14 protein-coding genes and 2 pseudogenes are annotated in these 13932 nt (G+C 61.9%); 11 read left to right on the forward strand and 5 right to left on the reverse strand.

Annotated features, from left to right (window positions below; all coding sequences use genetic code 11):
- The first annotated feature begins 1 nt into the window (after position 1).
- Together F1563_RS06375 and F1563_RS06380 are read left to right on the forward strand one after the other, a co-directional pair.
- Positions 2-1657 carry an ATP-binding cassette domain-containing protein gene (locus F1563_RS06375; protein ID WP_002529082.1) on the forward strand — a complete coding sequence of 552 codons (1656 nt, stop codon included), beginning with the start codon at positions 2-4 and terminating at the stop codon, positions 1655-1657.
- A 10-nt stretch (positions 1658-1667) separates the two neighbouring features.
- A complete protein-coding gene (locus F1563_RS06380; RefSeq protein ID WP_002529081.1) occupies positions 1668-2546 on the forward strand; it encodes a serine hydrolase in 879 nt (292 codons plus the stop codon).
- On the opposite strand, the gene F1563_RS14145 is transcribed toward F1563_RS06380, so the two are convergent.
- Positions 2543-2731: a hypothetical protein gene (locus tag F1563_RS14145; protein WP_007433268.1), complete on the reverse strand. Its 189-nt coding sequence runs from the start codon at positions 2729-2731 to the stop codon at positions 2543-2545. The genes F1563_RS06380 and F1563_RS14145 overlap by 4 nt on opposite strands.
- A gap of 313 nt (positions 2732-3044) precedes the next feature.
- On the opposite strand from F1563_RS14145, the gene F1563_RS06395 reads away from it, so the two are divergent.
- Positions 3045-3983, forward strand: a complete 939-nt coding sequence (locus F1563_RS06395; protein ID WP_036974082.1) for a hypothetical protein — start codon at positions 3045-3047, stop codon at positions 3981-3983.
- A gap of 18 nt (positions 3984-4001) precedes the next feature.
- Here F1563_RS06395 and F1563_RS06400 read toward each other — a convergent pair whose 3' ends face one another.
- Complete coding sequence (locus tag F1563_RS06400; protein ID WP_002529078.1) at positions 4002-4487, reverse strand: SixA phosphatase family protein; 486 nt, start codon at positions 4485-4487, stop codon at positions 4002-4004.
- A gap of 48 nt (positions 4488-4535) precedes the next feature.
- Here F1563_RS06400 and F1563_RS13825 point away from each other — a divergent pair.
- Positions 4536-4669 (forward strand): annotated as a pseudogene (locus F1563_RS13825) (acetylxylan esterase); the annotation flags it as partial.
- 160 nt (positions 4670-4829) lie between these two features.
- Here F1563_RS13825 and F1563_RS06405 read toward each other — a convergent pair.
- On the reverse strand, positions 4830-5843 hold the full coding sequence (locus tag F1563_RS06405; protein ID WP_002529076.1) for a TRM11 family methyltransferase: 1014 nt from the start codon (positions 5841-5843) through the stop codon (positions 4830-4832).
- 112 nt (positions 5844-5955) lie between these two features.
- Positions 5956-6510, reverse strand: a complete 555-nt coding sequence (locus F1563_RS06410; RefSeq protein WP_002529075.1) for an inorganic diphosphatase — start codon at positions 6508-6510, stop codon at positions 5956-5958.
- Between the two features lie 126 nt (positions 6511-6636).
- On the opposite strand from F1563_RS06410, the gene dacB reads away from it, so the two are divergent.
- The 7 genes and pseudogenes from dacB (at position 6637) to F1563_RS06440 (ending at position 13284) form a co-directional block, all read left to right on the forward strand.
- Positions 6637-8007: a D-alanyl-D-alanine carboxypeptidase/D-alanyl-D-alanine endopeptidase gene (gene dacB, locus F1563_RS06415; RefSeq protein ID WP_002529074.1), complete on the forward strand. Its 1371-nt coding sequence runs from the start codon at positions 6637-6639 to the stop codon at positions 8005-8007.
- Entirely contained in the window at positions 8007-8960 is a 954-nt protein-coding gene (gene tilS, locus F1563_RS06420) for a tRNA lysidine(34) synthetase TilS (protein WP_002529073.1), read from the forward strand. Before dacB ends, tilS begins: the two co-directional genes overlap by 1 nt.
- 9 nt (positions 8961-8969) lie before the next feature.
- Positions 8970-9524 carry a hypoxanthine phosphoribosyltransferase gene (gene hpt, locus F1563_RS06425; RefSeq protein ID WP_002529072.1) on the forward strand — a complete coding sequence of 185 codons (555 nt, stop codon included), beginning with the start codon at positions 8970-8972 and terminating at the stop codon, positions 9522-9524.
- Between the two features lie 141 nt (positions 9525-9665).
- On the forward strand, positions 9666-11825 hold the full coding sequence (ftsH, locus tag F1563_RS06430; RefSeq protein WP_002529071.1) for an ATP-dependent zinc metalloprotease FtsH: 2160 nt from the start codon (positions 9666-9668) through the stop codon (positions 11823-11825).
- A 55-nt stretch (positions 11826-11880) separates the two neighbouring features.
- Entirely contained in the window at positions 11881-12465 is a 585-nt protein-coding gene (folE, locus tag F1563_RS06435) for a GTP cyclohydrolase I FolE (protein WP_002533939.1), read from the forward strand.
- 63 nt (positions 12466-12528) lie between these two features.
- Positions 12529-12705 (forward strand): annotated as a pseudogene (locus F1563_RS14150) (prepilin peptidase); the annotation flags it as partial.
- 45 nt (positions 12706-12750) lie between these two features.
- The gene (locus F1563_RS06440) at positions 12751-13284 is read left to right on the forward strand and encodes a prepilin peptidase (protein ID WP_227431990.1); all 534 of its coding nucleotides are present in this window, start codon (positions 12751-12753) and stop codon (positions 13282-13284) included.
- Here F1563_RS06440 and F1563_RS13590 read toward each other — a convergent pair.
- Positions 13228-13809, reverse strand: a complete 582-nt coding sequence (locus F1563_RS13590; RefSeq protein ID WP_007433273.1) for a hypothetical protein — start codon at positions 13807-13809, stop codon at positions 13228-13230. The genes F1563_RS06440 and F1563_RS13590 overlap by 57 nt on opposite strands.
- Between the last annotated feature and the right edge of the window lie 123 nt (positions 13810-13932).

A 13932-nucleotide genomic window follows, 5' to 3' on the forward strand; every position in this document is an offset into this window, starting at 1 on the left:
GATGACCGATCTCGTTTTTGATGACGTCTCGATCACCTACCGAACGAGTGGTCGACGCGTTGGCGATGAAACTGCCCGCAGCGAGGTCCACGCCGTGCGTCATGTCAGCCTTACCCTGCCGTCAGGCCACACCCTCGGGGTGGCAGGGGAGTCCGGTTCGGGTAAGTCAACTCTAATCTCGAGCGCCCTGCGCTTGCTTCCCAGTAACGCCACGCTGACCGGGTCAGTGAGACTTGGCGACACCGACATTTCCGAGCTGTCGTGGGGACGACTTCGCGCAGTGCGCTGGGCTAAGGCGTCGATCATCTTCCAGGGGGCCATGCACTCGCTCAACCCGGTCAAGACGGTCGGTTGGCAGATTGAAGAGGCACTGAAGCTCCATGCCTGCCACTCGTGGAATACCGGACAGGAGCGGCAGGACCGGGTCGCCGAGCTACTGAACCTGGTCGATCTTCCTACCGCGAAGGCCTACCCGCATGAGCTATCCGGTGGTCAGCGTCAGCGAGTCATGATTGCTATGGCCTTGGCCTGCGACCCAGAGGTCATCATCGCTGACGAGCCCACCACATCCCTCGACGTCATCGTCCAGAAGCAGATCCTCGACATGATCGCCGAGCTGGTGACCGAGCTGGGTATTTCTCTGTTTATGATCAGCCACGATTTGTCGGTGCTGGGGACCTCCTGCGAGCGGATCGCGGTCATGAAAGACGGCGAGGTCGTCGAAGAGGGGCCAGCCCACCAGATCTGTACGGCTCCCGAACACCCGTACACCCAGCGGCTAGCCGAGGCCTTCCCAACGATCGGCGAGGAGTCTTCCCGGTATCGCCCGACTAGTCGTCGTCAACCCCGCGAAGCCTTTCGCCCCACATCTGACCCGGCCCAGGGTGAGGAGCTGTTGTGCGCACGAGGGGTCAGCGTGACTCGTCACAGTGGCAGGCGGACGGTCCGTGCCGTCCGTAACGTCGACTTGACGATCCATCGCGGCGAAATCCTTGCCCTGGTGGGGCAATCGGGTTCAGGAAAGACGACCCTGGCGCGTGCTCTGCTAGGCCTACAACTCATGGACGACGGGTCCGGGGTGACTTTCGAGGGCAAACCGCTACCGACCAGAGGGAAGGAACTGCGTGATTTCCGCCATAGGGCCCAATTGGTGATGCAGGATCCAGCGGCTGTATTGAACCCCAAGCTCACCGTCTATGAGTCGGTGGCGGAGGGTTTGCGGGTGCAGAAGTATCGGGGCGACGAGTCGGCAAGGGTGGCTCAGGCACTCCGCGACGTCGAGCTCACCCCACCCGAGCAATTCTTCGGGGATGTTCCCCAGGAGCTTTCAGGCGGTCAGCGTCAGAGGGTTGTCATTGCCGGCGCTCTGGCGCTGGATCCGGAATTGATCGTCGCCGATGAGCCGGTGGCATCCCTTGATTCGTCGGTGCGCGGGGAAATTCTGTCCCTATTGCAGTCCCTGCGTGATCGTCTCGGAGTATCAGCACTTGTCATCACCCACGATCTCGGCCTGGCATGGAATATCGCTGACACCGTCGCCGTCATGCACCGAGGGAGAGTCGTCGAGTACGGTGCGACGGAGAAGGTCCTCTTGGACCCCTCCGACGACTACACCCGTACCTTGCTGGCGGCAGTACCGTCGCTGGCCTCAGCGTGAGGACGAATCGATGCGTGATTTTGAGCTTCCAGACCTGGATCCCCGCCTAACGTGGTCGGTGCGGATTACAGACGCCGACGGGTCGGTGCTGGCCGAGCATACCCCCGAGGTGGTCTGTCTGACGGCCAGCGTCGGGAAGCTTTTCCTACTGGTGGAGGTAGCGACACAGCTGTGCGACGGCCGGCTCAGCCCTGATCAACGCATCAAGATCCCTGCCGACCACTGGGTGGCCGATTCCGGGCTGCTCTACCGGATGCGCGACCAACACGTGCCGGTTGCTGACGCTGCCCTGCTCGTCGGTGCGGTAAGCGACAACCTTGCAACGAATGCCCTGGTGCGCTTGGTCGGGTTGTCGTCGGTACATGAGGTGGCTAAACGACTCGGCTTCTCCAACACCCTCATGCTTGATTACATCCGCGCTGACCGGGGCCCCGACGACCCTGAGACGACGTCGTACGGGTGCGCTGCGGAGCTGTGCGAGCTCGCCCACCGGATCGGTTCTGATGACCCCGACGAGGTTCTTACCGATGGGGTGAGGCAGTGGGTACGCGCCTGGCTGGCTGCCGACGTCGACACCTCAATGCTCTCCGACGCTTTCCTCCTCGATCCGCTTGCTCACGTCGAACCTGAATATCAGGGGATGGTCTTACGCCACAAGACCGGATCGATCCCGACGGCCCGTATTGATGTCGGCCACCTACAGGGGCCGAACGGGGCCGCCTCCTGGGCGGTGGCCGCTAACTGGCTTGAGGGCGGCCCTGATTTGCGCGCGGTGGCGATTGACGACATGAGGGCCATCGGCGAGCAAATCCGCCGCCACGTGACCGGGATGGCCCGTGACGACGTGGCCCTTCTGACGAGCGAACCCGGCGCTCTCCGGGATCGTTAGTCCGGTGCCCCGGCCTGGACGAGCTCGAGACGGACGGTGTCGAGGGCTGACGGCTGGATGATGACGGCGATGAATTTCATGCCGAAACCTTTTTCCTTGTCGGCGACGCGGTAGGCGGCGTGGGCCGGCTCACCCTGGGGCGAGTGTCCGCGTGGCGGGGGTGGGCTTTCGAGAGTACCGGGCAAGCGCTGGCGAGCACCCGGTGTCGCCGGCGTTAATTTCAAGCAGTGGCGTCATGGTGTCAATCGTTCACTGGTCACGTTGCGGAACCGTTTGGCCGGCGTTACTGATATGTGAAAATCACGCCGCTGTGTGACGACAGTGTTACGTCGATAGCTGCAACGTGACGGGAAACTTTGGGAAAATGCCATATCCTTGAGCAGCCACTCATGAATGGAGATGAGAATGTTTTGTGCGCGATGCGGCACCCAAGTGGGTGCGCACGACGCAGTCTGCCGACAATGCGGGCTGAATTTGCGCTTGCCCGGTGCCGTGCGCATGACCGATCCCGGTTCCTATGACGAGACGCGTGCCCAGAGCTCGGTGAGCGAGGGAGAGACCCCGACACGGGAGATCCCGCGGGTGCAAACGCCGTCAGAACCGGTGGACTGGCAAGATTCCACGCCAACCCAACAATGGCAGGTTGTGGATTCAACGCCAACCCAACAATGGACCACCAACAGCCAGCCGGGTCCGCAGCAACCCCTTCAAGGGCAACGCCGGGGTCCTGGGGGCTCCCAAATGCCCGACGATTGGTTTCGTGACCCGGAGGCTGAGCGCACCCGGGCGATGGCGACGGTTCCTGACAATCCCGTTTTCACCCCGCCACCTCCGCCGTCGACGCCAGCAATGGCGTACTCGCCGCCACTTGCGGATGACTTCTCACGTCACCGCAAGGTGCTGATCGGTTTAGTGGTGGGCTTGTTGGTACTGGCTGCTCTAGGAGCTGTGCTGTTCTTCGCGGGCGGTCTCAAGGGGCGATCAGGTGGCGAGCCTGCCCCGGTCGCGACGCCGTCGACAAGTTCACAGCCTAAACAGTCTGCCTCGGAGGATCCGCAGCGGGGTGCTACCTCGATTGATGCCACCCCGAGCTTCCTGACGTCCTCGCCCGCCTCACCGAGTCTGGCCCCGTCGGGTCAAACATCGTCAAGTCCATTCCCGTCGCCGACGGCTCCGGCGTCGAGCGCCCACCAGGTGACTGACAAACTGCCTGATGGAGACACTATCTGTTCCTCGTCAGTTGGTGCCGTCGGCACGACATCGTGCCCGTTCGCCCTTGAGGTGGCTGATGCCATCCCGGCGGGCGCCCAGGACCACTACGAGGTGCAGGCACACAGCCCAGTGACGGGCAAGACGTACACCATGAAGTGCAAGACGCAGAAGAGCTACACCATCTGCACCGGTGGCGTCGCTGCGGAGGTTCATATTCTGCGCTGAGGGGTTGGGGCCCTGAAATTACATCGGTCGCTGGACTCCGACGAGCCTCACCTTGTCGAAGTATTCGTCCATGAGGTCGGCCCATGTGCCGTCGACCTCTACCTCAGTGAGGGTTGCGGGCGGATACCAGCAGCCGACCTCGTCCTCAGCTCCACTCATGGCGGCAAGCTGTGCTGCTAACCCGGGGATGGTCGGGGCATGGGCGATGACGAGCAGGTTGTCCACCTCGTCGCCGATTTCTGCGATGCGCTGACGCATGGTGTCAGTGCCGCAGTAGTAGAGGGCTCGCATGAATTCGACCGGACAATCCAGTTGGAGACAGTCCCAGGTCTGGCGGGTGCGTAGGGCGTCAGAAACCAGAGCGTGTCCAACATTGCGCAGTCCTAAACGCATGCCGACCTCGCGGGCCTGACGTCGCCCCACATCAGTGAGCGGACGTTCCCGATCCCCGCCGGGAGTGTGAGATGCGGGCTGTGCGTGTCTCATGAGGAACAGGGTGTGCATGGGTCCATCGTTGCACCTCGTGGTTGCTGCAGTCTTACGATGCTCGGCATGCCGCTGACGGATATGGGCGTTGACGAGGTGCGTAATACCACCCGAATGTCCCCGAACCCGATGGTTTCGACTCCCTTTGGACCGACCCTCGTGATTGTGCCGGCGTTCCCCACGATCTGACGGCGGTGCCCCCTCAATAACCGTCAGATCCTTCGGCTATTCACCGACGCTTTCCGTTGCCTCCAGATTGCCGTCTACCCCGTTGCCGGTCATTCGGCTGGGCAGGACGTCCAGCGCTGAAATCAACTCGGGGTATTAGCTCGGCTGTATTCGTGACGAGTCTAAGCCCGTTCACGGTTTGACGGCGACGATGAGGTCGCGATGGATTGAGGAATCAACGCGGTGACTGAACTGATGCCACAGGTCGTCGTCAAGGGGCATGAGACCGGCGGCAGACAGCATCGCGACGAGGTGTTCTCGAGACAAACCCAGGGTGTTCCACGACATACCTAAGGCGCCACCGCGACGTAGCTGCCCGGCCCATACCGGGATGGCTTCGCGCAACAGGTCGGTAGGGGAGCGGCGTCGAGACGTTCCGCTGCGGGAGCTATGCACGATGCCATAGGGGGTGTCGGTAACGATGGCGTCGAAGGTCTTGCGTCCCCACAACACTGCTGAATCGATGGCGTCGCCAGTGAAAACGCCCATGGTCAACGGTTCAACTTTCGGCAGGCGCGCCTCAGCGTCAAACCGCTTGCCAAGCGAGCGACCGTCACGACGCACTGGATGGGTGCCGCAGCTGTGCTTGATGCGTTTGCGACGCAGCCACGTGGTGATGTGGGCAGCAAGCGCCTCGACGGCCTTGGCATCCTGCTCGACACCGAAACCGTTGTGTCCGGCCCTCCAGGCGCATTCCAAGGTAGTGCCGCGCCCGGCCAGCGGGTCGAAGATAGCCAACCGTTGGCCCTCGTCACGACGGGTTGCACAGCGACCCTCCAAGCTGGCGAGAGTGAGGTTGAGCAGTAGTCGGGTGAACTGCTCGTTGGTCTTTCCGCGGTACTTGGGGATGGTAACGAGGTCCTCGTCCACGACGTCAACCTGCGGCAGCTCAATAGGGGCAAGCAGGTCGCCGCGGTACTCGAAACAGGCCAGAGCCGCCGACGATCGCGCCACCGCGGCCAGATCTGTCGACTGTAGGGGCCCCTCGCTGCGAACTGCTAGGTACTCGACCCCGGCCACGGCCAGCGGAACAACTAACGTGGCATTGGGGCAGGTGAGGGACAGCTCTGCGGCGCACAGCCGTCCTGCCTGCCCGGCATAGACGTGATTTGCCGCAGGGGCGAGCAGAACGAGGGATTCGGACATGGGTGACATTGTGTCATGAACAGCAATCGGCAACCGCGGCGATGCGGTTTCCGAATGCTTGCGACGTCACGATTCGCGGCCCGGAATCGGGGCAGTGCCGGGGTGTAGTGACTCAGGCGGTGTGCGAGTTCTCATAGGAGGTGCCCTTGGCGCGCTCGAAGGAGGCTTTGATCTCAGCCTCAGCCTCGTCGCGACTGGTCCAGGTGGCGCCCTCGACCGACTTTCCAGGCTCCAGGTCTTTGTAGACGGTGAAGAAATGCTCGATTTCCATGAGGGTCATGCTGCCGACGTCATCAAGGTCAATGAGGCCGGCACGGCGGGGGTCATCGGCGGGCACACACAGCACTTTGTCGTCGCCACCCATCTCGTCCTGCATCTGGAACATAGCCAATGCACGGCACTCGATGAGACAGCCGGGGAAAGTGGGCTCAGGCAGCAAAACAAGGGCGTCTAGTGGGTCGCCGTCTTCGCCAAGAGTGCCCTCGATGTACCCGTAGTCATACGGGTACTGCGTCGAGGTGAACAAAGTGCGGTCGAGACGGATGCGGCCAGTCTCATGGTCCATCTCGTACTTGTTCTTGTTGCCACGTGGAATCTCGATCGTCACATCAAAGTGCAAGCTCTCGGGCTGTTCTCCCTGGAAGGGATTGGTGAAATCGTCGGTCACGAGGGGCCCCTCTTCTTGTATTGGACACGGTGATGATCGACACTGTATCCGTTTGCAGGAGGGATTTTCGTGCTACACCCAGACCAACCTAAGCCGAAACGAGCCATGTCGGCGCCACGACGGCGCATGCCGGCATGGGTACCAGTTACTGTCGGCGTCGCAGTGACCGTCATTGTCGTCTTTGCGGTTATCGTCAGCTCCCTGCGGAGCGGGTCACCTGCGGGACAGATCGGAGGAGGTATCCTCCCTTATCACCATGACAACACCGCCCAGGCAGTGCCGGGTCGAGGGATTGTCGCGGCAGCGGTGCCGACGACGCCGTCGGCCAAGCCGGTCGCTGCCGCGATCGCCAATCGCGTCAAATCTGCAGGCGCGGCCCCGGGCGTGCTGGGCGCTGACATTATGGACGCGGCGACCGGCGAGACCCTCTACCAGTCGGGTCAGGATTCCTTCCTGACTCCAGCTTCAAACCTCAAAGTCCTTACCGCGATTGCGCTGTTGGATTGCACTGACGCCGGGCATCGCTACACGACAAAGGTCGTCGCCAATGGGTCCGCATTGACTCTGATCGGTGGTGGCGACCCGTACCTGCGCTCGAAGCCCTCGACCAAGCAGCCCGAGTACCCGTCGGTGGAAGACCTTGCCAAACGCACGGCCGCGGCACTCAAGAAGGCGGGGACGACGACGGTCACCGTCAACTTCGATGACACCCTGTTTACTGGACCGGATTGGAACAAAGCTTGGCCGGTCGACAACTACTTCGACGAGGTCACGCCGATTACCTCGTTATGGGTCGATGAAGGAATGATCAACAACAGCCCATGGGATCGCAGCAAGACGCCCGCTGTACTTGCCACGAACACCTTCATTGGCTCGCTTCGTAGCGCCGGGATCACGGTGAATGGCTCGGTTACTCGCCACAAAGCTGACGCGTCAGCCAAAGAGATTGCGGCGGTGCAGTCCCTTCCGGTGGAGGACCTCGTCACCCGCACATTACAGGAGTCGGACAACTCTGCCGCCGAGGTCTTGAGCCGACAGATGGCGCTTGTTAGTGGTAAGCCGGGGTCCTTTGCTGGTGGTTCTCAAGCGCTTGAAGAACACCTTAAGAACTTGGGTGTTTGGCAGGACGGCGCGGTTGTTCAGGACGGATCGGGATTGTCAAAGGGCAATCGGATCACCGCCTCGATGCTTTCCCGCGCCTGGCAGAAAATCCTGTCGACCCCAAAGCTCCAGCCGGTCGCGAATGCGGTGCCAGTGGGGCGGGTCTCTGGGACCCTCCACAATCGGTTTTCCGATCCGAGCACGGCGGCCGGGCGCGGTGTCGTCCATGCTAAGACGGGCACCTTGGACGGAGTCATTTCGATGTCAGGGTGGCTACGTGACGCCGACGGACGAATTCTGGTGGCCTCCTTCATCCTCAACAAGACTGACATCAGAGCCCGGTCGTGGCTCGACGTTGTCTACAGCAACCTGGCCGGGTGCGGCTGCACCCGCTAATGGCACGGCGTGAATTAGGGCCAGCAGCCCTGGCAGTAGCTCAGGCCGTCGAGCGGATGGTGCGCGGGGTCGATCGGTTCGTTGTTGGGTGCTCTGGCGGTCCAGACTCGCTGGCTCTAGCGTTGGCGTCAAGGTGGGCGTCGCGGCGGTGCAGATCTGACGTAAGGGTCGTCATTGTCGACCATCGGTTGCAGCAGGGGTCCGACGACGTAGCCGAGCGGACGCGGCAGTTGCTGGCGAGTCGAGGCATGGATGCACGTGTGCGCCGTGTCGATGTCGACGCCGAAGACCCCGACGGACCCGAGGCCGCGGCCCGTACTGCTCGTCGGGCAGCACTGCTCGACGTCGCTGGAGATGAGCCGGTGCTGCTCGGTCACACCCTTGACGACCAGGCTGAGCAGGTGCTGCTCTCTCTGGCAAGAGGTTCGGGGGCGACGTCACTGGCAGGTATTCGTCCGCGTTCCGGTCAGTTTTGGCACCCACTGCTAGAAATTCGACGGGCCCAGACGGTGCAGGCGTGTCGAGAGTGGGAGGTCGAGCCGTGGCAGGATCCTCACAACGGTGACCCACGATTCCTGCGCTCCCGGGTGCGCACTGAACTCATGCCGGTCATGGCGGAGGTGCTGGGCCCAGGGGTGGCGGAGTCTCTGGCTCGCAGTGCGGCCTTGTTGGCGGGGGAGGACCAGGTCGTCGCTCGCGCCGCGCGGGTGTGGGCGGATGAGCACGGGGTGAGTTCCGACGAGCTTTCCGGTTTGTGTGGGGTTGAGGCCGGCTTGGCGCGCAGGGTCGTCAAAGAGTGGCTGCCGGAGGCGAGGATGGTGCATGTCGACTCCGTCTTGGGCTTGCTGGAAGGGCCTGGGGGTGCAGGGGTGGACGTCCCAGGAGGCCGCGTCGAGGTGAGGCGAGGAACGCTGTATCTCACCCGGCGCTTGGGACGGCATATGAGTCGGTAGGCTGATGATGTGCGAGTTTCTGACATTCCTGGAGATTTCGACCACGTTCTGTATACCGAGGAGCAGGTGGCCTCCCGTATCCGCGAGGTTGCTTCCCAGATCGACGCTGACTACGCCGGACGAGAGATCCTCATGGTCGGGGTGCTCAATGGTGCTGTCATGACAATGGCGGATCTATGCCGCGCGATGACCTCCCATATGTCTATGGACTGGATGGCTGTTTCGTCCTACGGGGCTGGGACAAAGTCCAGCGGTGTCGTGCGCATCCTCAAGGACCTCACTAAGGACATTGATGGTCGCGACATCCTCATTGTTGAGGACATCATCGACACCGGGCTGACACTGAGCTACTTGGTGCAGAATTTACGTAGCCGCAACCCGAACTCGATTGAGATCATGGCGATGTTCCGCAAGCCCGAGGCTGTTACGTGCCCGCTGGACGTCAAGTACGTCGGCTTCGATATCCCCAACGAGTTTGTCGTCGGATATGGCCTTGACTATGCCGATAGGTACCGCAACCTTACGGATGTTGCGACGTTGGCGCCGCACGTTTACCAGTCCTGAGGATGCGATCCCAAGCCCGGACACCGCGCGGGTGGTCTGTTTGTGCTCTGAGCTGTCCGCGGAACGTTGCGAGGGCGTGATGTTGTCATGCGCTGGTATCGTGACGCTCTGAGTCCTGCCCACCGTGCCCCTAGGTAGTCCATGAAAAACGCGTCCCGCATCTTCAAAGGTCCTCTTATCTGGATCGTGTTGTGCATCGGCTTGATCATTGTGTTCCTTCGGTTCGCCGAATCGGGGAACGGTTACAAGGACATTCCGACCTCTGAGGCCGTCAGCATCATCAATAGCTCCAGGAAGCTGGATAACGTCACGCTAACTGACGGCGACCAGGTCATCAAGATCACTGAGAACGACGACAAAAAGTATCGCTCGTACTGGGTCGGCAACCAGTCCGATCAGCTCGTTGACAAGCTCAACGAACGGGTCAAGGCGAAGACGCTGAAGTCGTGGCAGGGAGAAAACCCCGGGCAGAGCATCTGGAAGGCTCTGCTCATCAACTTCTTGCCCTTCGTCATCATCCTGCTGTTTTTCTTGTGGGCTATGAATGCGTCGCAGGGCATGGGTGGCCGCGGTGGCGTCATGGGATTTGGTAAATCCAGGGCCAAGGTGGGCAGCAAGGACACCCCCAAATCAACCTTCGCCGACGTCGCGGGTTGCCAGGAGGCGATCGACGAGCTGCAAGAGATCCGTGAATTCCTCGCCGAGCCGGCGAAATTCCAACGGGTCGGTGCCAAGATCCCCAAAGGAGTACTGCTGTATGGCCCTCCTGGTACCGGCAAGACCCTGCTGGCCCGTGCAGTGGCCGGGGAGGCTGGAGTGCCGTTCTTCTCCATCTCGGGTTCGGACTTCGTCGAGATGTTCGTCGGCGTCGGTGCCTCCCGTGTGCGCGACCTCTTCGAACAGGCCAAGGAGGCCGCTCCGGCCATCATCTTCATTGATGAGATTGACGCTGTCGGTCGTCACCGTGGAGCCGGCATGGGCGGCGGCCATGACGAGCGCGAGCAGACCTTGAACCAGTTGCTCGTCGAAATGGACGGCTTCGACGTTCACGGTGGCGTCATTCTTATCGCGGCGACGAACCGCCCCGACGTTCTTGACCCGGCCCTGCTGCGTCCTGGGCGCTTCGACCGCCAGATCGCGGTGGAGGCTCCAGACCTCGATGGTCGTCTCAAGATCCTCCAGGTTCACGCCCACGGCAAGCCCATGGCCGACAATGTCGACCTGGCGTCGATTGCCCGTCGTACCCCTGGCATGACAGGTGCTGACCTGGCTAACGTCCTTAACGAGGCGGCCTTGCTGACGGCTCGCGCCAACCTACCGGTGATCGGTAACGCGGAGCTGGATGAAGCTATCGATCGCGTGATCGCTGGCCCGCAGAAGAAGACTCGGCTCATGAACGAGCATGAGCGCCTGGTGACCGCCTACCACGAAGGCGGTCATGCCCTGGTAGCCGCGGCTATGCCGGGTACTGACCCGGTGCAGAAGATCACGATCCTGCCGCGTGGTCGGGCACTGGGCTACACGATGGTCATGCCCGACTCCGACAAGTACTCCCAGAGGCGCAGCGAGTTGCTGGACTCGATGGCGTACATGATGGGTGGTCGTGCGGCTGAGGAACTCATCTTCCACGATCCGTCGACGGGTGCCTCTAACGATATAGAGAAGGCCACCAAGGTAGCTCGTGCCCTCGTTACCCAATACGGTTTGTCAGCTCGCGTCGGCACCGTGCAGCTAGGGTCCGGGGACACCGAGCCCTTCCTCGGTATGACCGCTGGACAGCAGCGCGACTATTCCGACGAGACCGCCAAGATTATTGACGACGAGGTGCGTGAACTTCTCGAAAACGCCCACCAGGAAGCCTTCGATTGCTTGGACGCCAATCGCGAGGTCCTCGACGAGCTTGTGCGTCAGTTATTCGCAAAGGAGACGCTGAGCAAGGCTGAGGTCGCCGAGATCTTCAAGCCGCTCAAGCGGTGGCCCGAGCGCGGTTCCTTCACCGGTTCGGATAAGCGTGTGCCATCGTCTATCCCGCCGATCGAGCCGCCGCAGGTCGCTGGTGTGGAGGAGGATGCTCCGCAGGTCGGTGCTCCCCGTCGTGGCGTCATCACCCCGCCGATTCCTGAGCCGGGCGGAGACCTACCAGGAGATAAACCCGGTGAGTGGGAGCCGCCATCTGATTGGCAGCCGCCGAGTGTCGGGGGAGGTAAACCACCTGAGCCGCCAAGCCCTGGACCGACAAATCCGGGGGAGGGCCCGCAGCCGCCATCGAGCGGTAGCCCTTGGGGCCTACCCAGGCCATGATCATCAACGGCCTGCCGCATGTAACGCGGCAGGCCGTCGTTCTAGGCTGTCCGCTGTGAGTTTCACGAAATTGTTGGTTGATCGCGAGCGAGTCGCGGCAGCTACCCGTGAGTTCCTCCTGGCGATCGGCGAGGATCCCAATCGGGAAGGTCTGCGCGATACCCCGATGCGCGTGGCCAAGGCGGCCGAGGAACTATTTGGCGGGTTGAGTCAAGATCCGGGAGAGTTGCTGGCAACGACTTTTGACATCTCCCACGACGAGATGGTGTTAGTACGCGATATTGAGCTGCAGTCGATGTGTGAACACCACCTGCTGCCCTTCATCGGAGTGGCGCACGTTGGTTATATTCCGGCCAAGGATGGCCGAGTGACAGGACTGAGCAAGATCGCCAGGTTAGTGGAGGTCTATGCGCGTCGACCTCAGGTACAAGAGAGGTTGACGACCCAGGTGGCCGACGCCTTGGTAAAGCACCTGGGCGCCCGTGGTGTGATCGTGGTCGTTGAGGCCGAGCATATGTGCATGACGACGAGAGGGGTCCGCAAGCCAGGAGCCAGAACGGTGACCTCTGCGGTTCGCGGGATCCTGCGCAACCCGGCGACGCGGGCCGAAGCGATGGGACTTATCACGGCTGGGCGTTGACTATTCCAATGGGCCCTTACTTGGGTCTTGGGGCTTAACGCCTGGAGCGTTGATCTCCCTAGCATGGCAACAGTGTTAAGCGCTGTGGGCGGACCTGTTGCCGCGACGGTAGGTGTAGCGACCGGGTTGGCCGAGGGGGCACTTGTCCTGGCTTTTGTCACACCGAGGCGTTATCGGCACGGCGATGAGGTCGACTGCCCGCCACGCAGCCGTTGGTGGGTCCCCGTCTGGACGGTTTTCGCCTGCGCCAGTCTGGCTTTCTCGTGGTGGCACGCCCCGGCGTACATGGCAATCGTTCTGACGTTGGTAGCGCCATTGGTTGCGGCCTGCGTCGTTGATGTTGACGTCCAGCGACTGCCCGACGCCATCACCCTTCCGACGGCTGCGGTGCTGGTTGTCGCTTTGGGGATCCTGGCGGCGGTAACCTCTGCCTGGTCTGCTCTCGGACGTTCGCTGGGTGCAGGCTTCCTCGTTTTTCTTGTGTTTTTCGCGCTGGCCTTCATCGGTGGGGGCGGCGGCATGGGCATGGGCGACGTCAAGCTGTCGGTGTCCATCGGCCTCATGAACGGCTACCTGTCGTGGGTGCACGTGTTTCTTGCCGTGTTGGCGGGCGCCCTCATTGGATCGTTTTGGGGCCTGGGACTGCGTGTCGTCAAGGGGGAGAGTGCGCGTGAGTTCGCCTTCGGCCCGCACATGGTGGCTGGTGCTCAGTGGTGCTCATTATGCCTGCTCTGTCAGGACTGTGGTCATGACGGCGGCCGGTCAGCCTTCTCGGTCCAGCAGACGTCCGAAGTGGATAATGAGGGCCAGACCCAATAATCCTATCCCGGCGACCGTGGCGACGAGTGCCCGGAACGGGACACCGACGCGCACCGGCATGACCCATACGGCACCTGACTCGGCCGCCGTCCCGGAGCAGTGGAGGGTCTCATCGCCGTGGGTGGCTCCGATCCGCAGCACTGGGCGCAGAGCGGTGTCCTCGCGCGCACGTTCACCGATGGAAGGGTCGGCAGGGGCCGTCACTCTCGATGTGCTCGACTCTCGGGTGATGGAGCATGACAGGGCGCTGTCAGGTCCGGTCCCGTCGAGCCCGATGTCTTTGCTGACGAACACCACCTGCCCCTGTGACAATGGTGGAGACTTCTGAAGATGGACGGTAGATGCGGAGATCAAGTGGATGTCTTCGGTCTCGGGCAGGCTCCAGGCGGCGATGCCTAACACGAGTAGCACGATGGAACTGATCGACACGACGATCGTGAGGATGACGCGTACGGCCTGTAATCGCCGTGAATTGGTGTACCGCCACTTGCTTCGGTGCCGTGACGCGGCAAGCGGTCGTTCCATAGGTCATCCTTTACGGCAGAGTTGGGGATGTATTGACCCTATCCGACGCGGGCGCACGCCTTCGATGCGTCCGGTTCTGGGCAGCGCCAGACCCCAAGGTATTGGCCTATAGAGTGACCTTGG

Origin of the sequence: Cutibacterium modestum (genome assembly GCF_008326345.1) — a bacterium.
GTDB lineage: Bacteria > Actinomycetota > Actinomycetes > Propionibacteriales > Propionibacteriaceae > Cutibacterium > Cutibacterium modestum.

Excerpts from the sequence above, each read along its gene's own strand:
- F1563_RS06375 (WP_002529082.1), top strand. The coding sequence starts at position 2 with ATGACCGATCTCGTTTTTGATGACGTCTCGATCACCTACCGAACGAGT.
- F1563_RS06380 (WP_002529081.1), top strand. The coding sequence starts at position 1,668 with ATGCGTGATTTTGAGCTTCCAGACCTGGATCCCCGCCTAACGTGGTCG.
- F1563_RS06395 (WP_036974082.1), top strand. The coding sequence starts at position 3,045 with ATGACCGATCCCGGTTCCTATGACGAGACGCGTGCCCAGAGCTCGGTG.
- F1563_RS06400 (WP_002529078.1), bottom strand. The coding sequence starts at position 4,487 with ATGCACACCCTGTTCCTCATGAGACACGCACAGCCCGCATCTCACACT.
- F1563_RS06405 (WP_002529076.1), bottom strand. The coding sequence starts at position 5,843 with ATGTCCGAATCCCTCGTTCTGCTCGCCCCTGCGGCAAATCACGTCTAT.
- dacB (WP_002529074.1), top strand. The coding sequence starts at position 6,637 with ATGCCGGCATGGGTACCAGTTACTGTCGGCGTCGCAGTGACCGTCATT.
- tilS (WP_002529073.1), top strand. The coding sequence starts at position 8,007 with ATGGCACGGCGTGAATTAGGGCCAGCAGCCCTGGCAGTAGCTCAGGCC.
- ftsH (WP_002529071.1), top strand. The coding sequence starts at position 9,666 with ATGAAAAACGCGTCCCGCATCTTCAAAGGTCCTCTTATCTGGATCGTG.
- F1563_RS06440 (WP_227431990.1), top strand. The coding sequence starts at position 12,751 with ATGGCAATCGTTCTGACGTTGGTAGCGCCATTGGTTGCGGCCTGCGTC.
- F1563_RS13590 (WP_007433273.1), bottom strand. The coding sequence starts at position 13,809 with ATGGAACGACCGCTTGCCGCGTCACGGCACCGAAGCAAGTGGCGGTAC.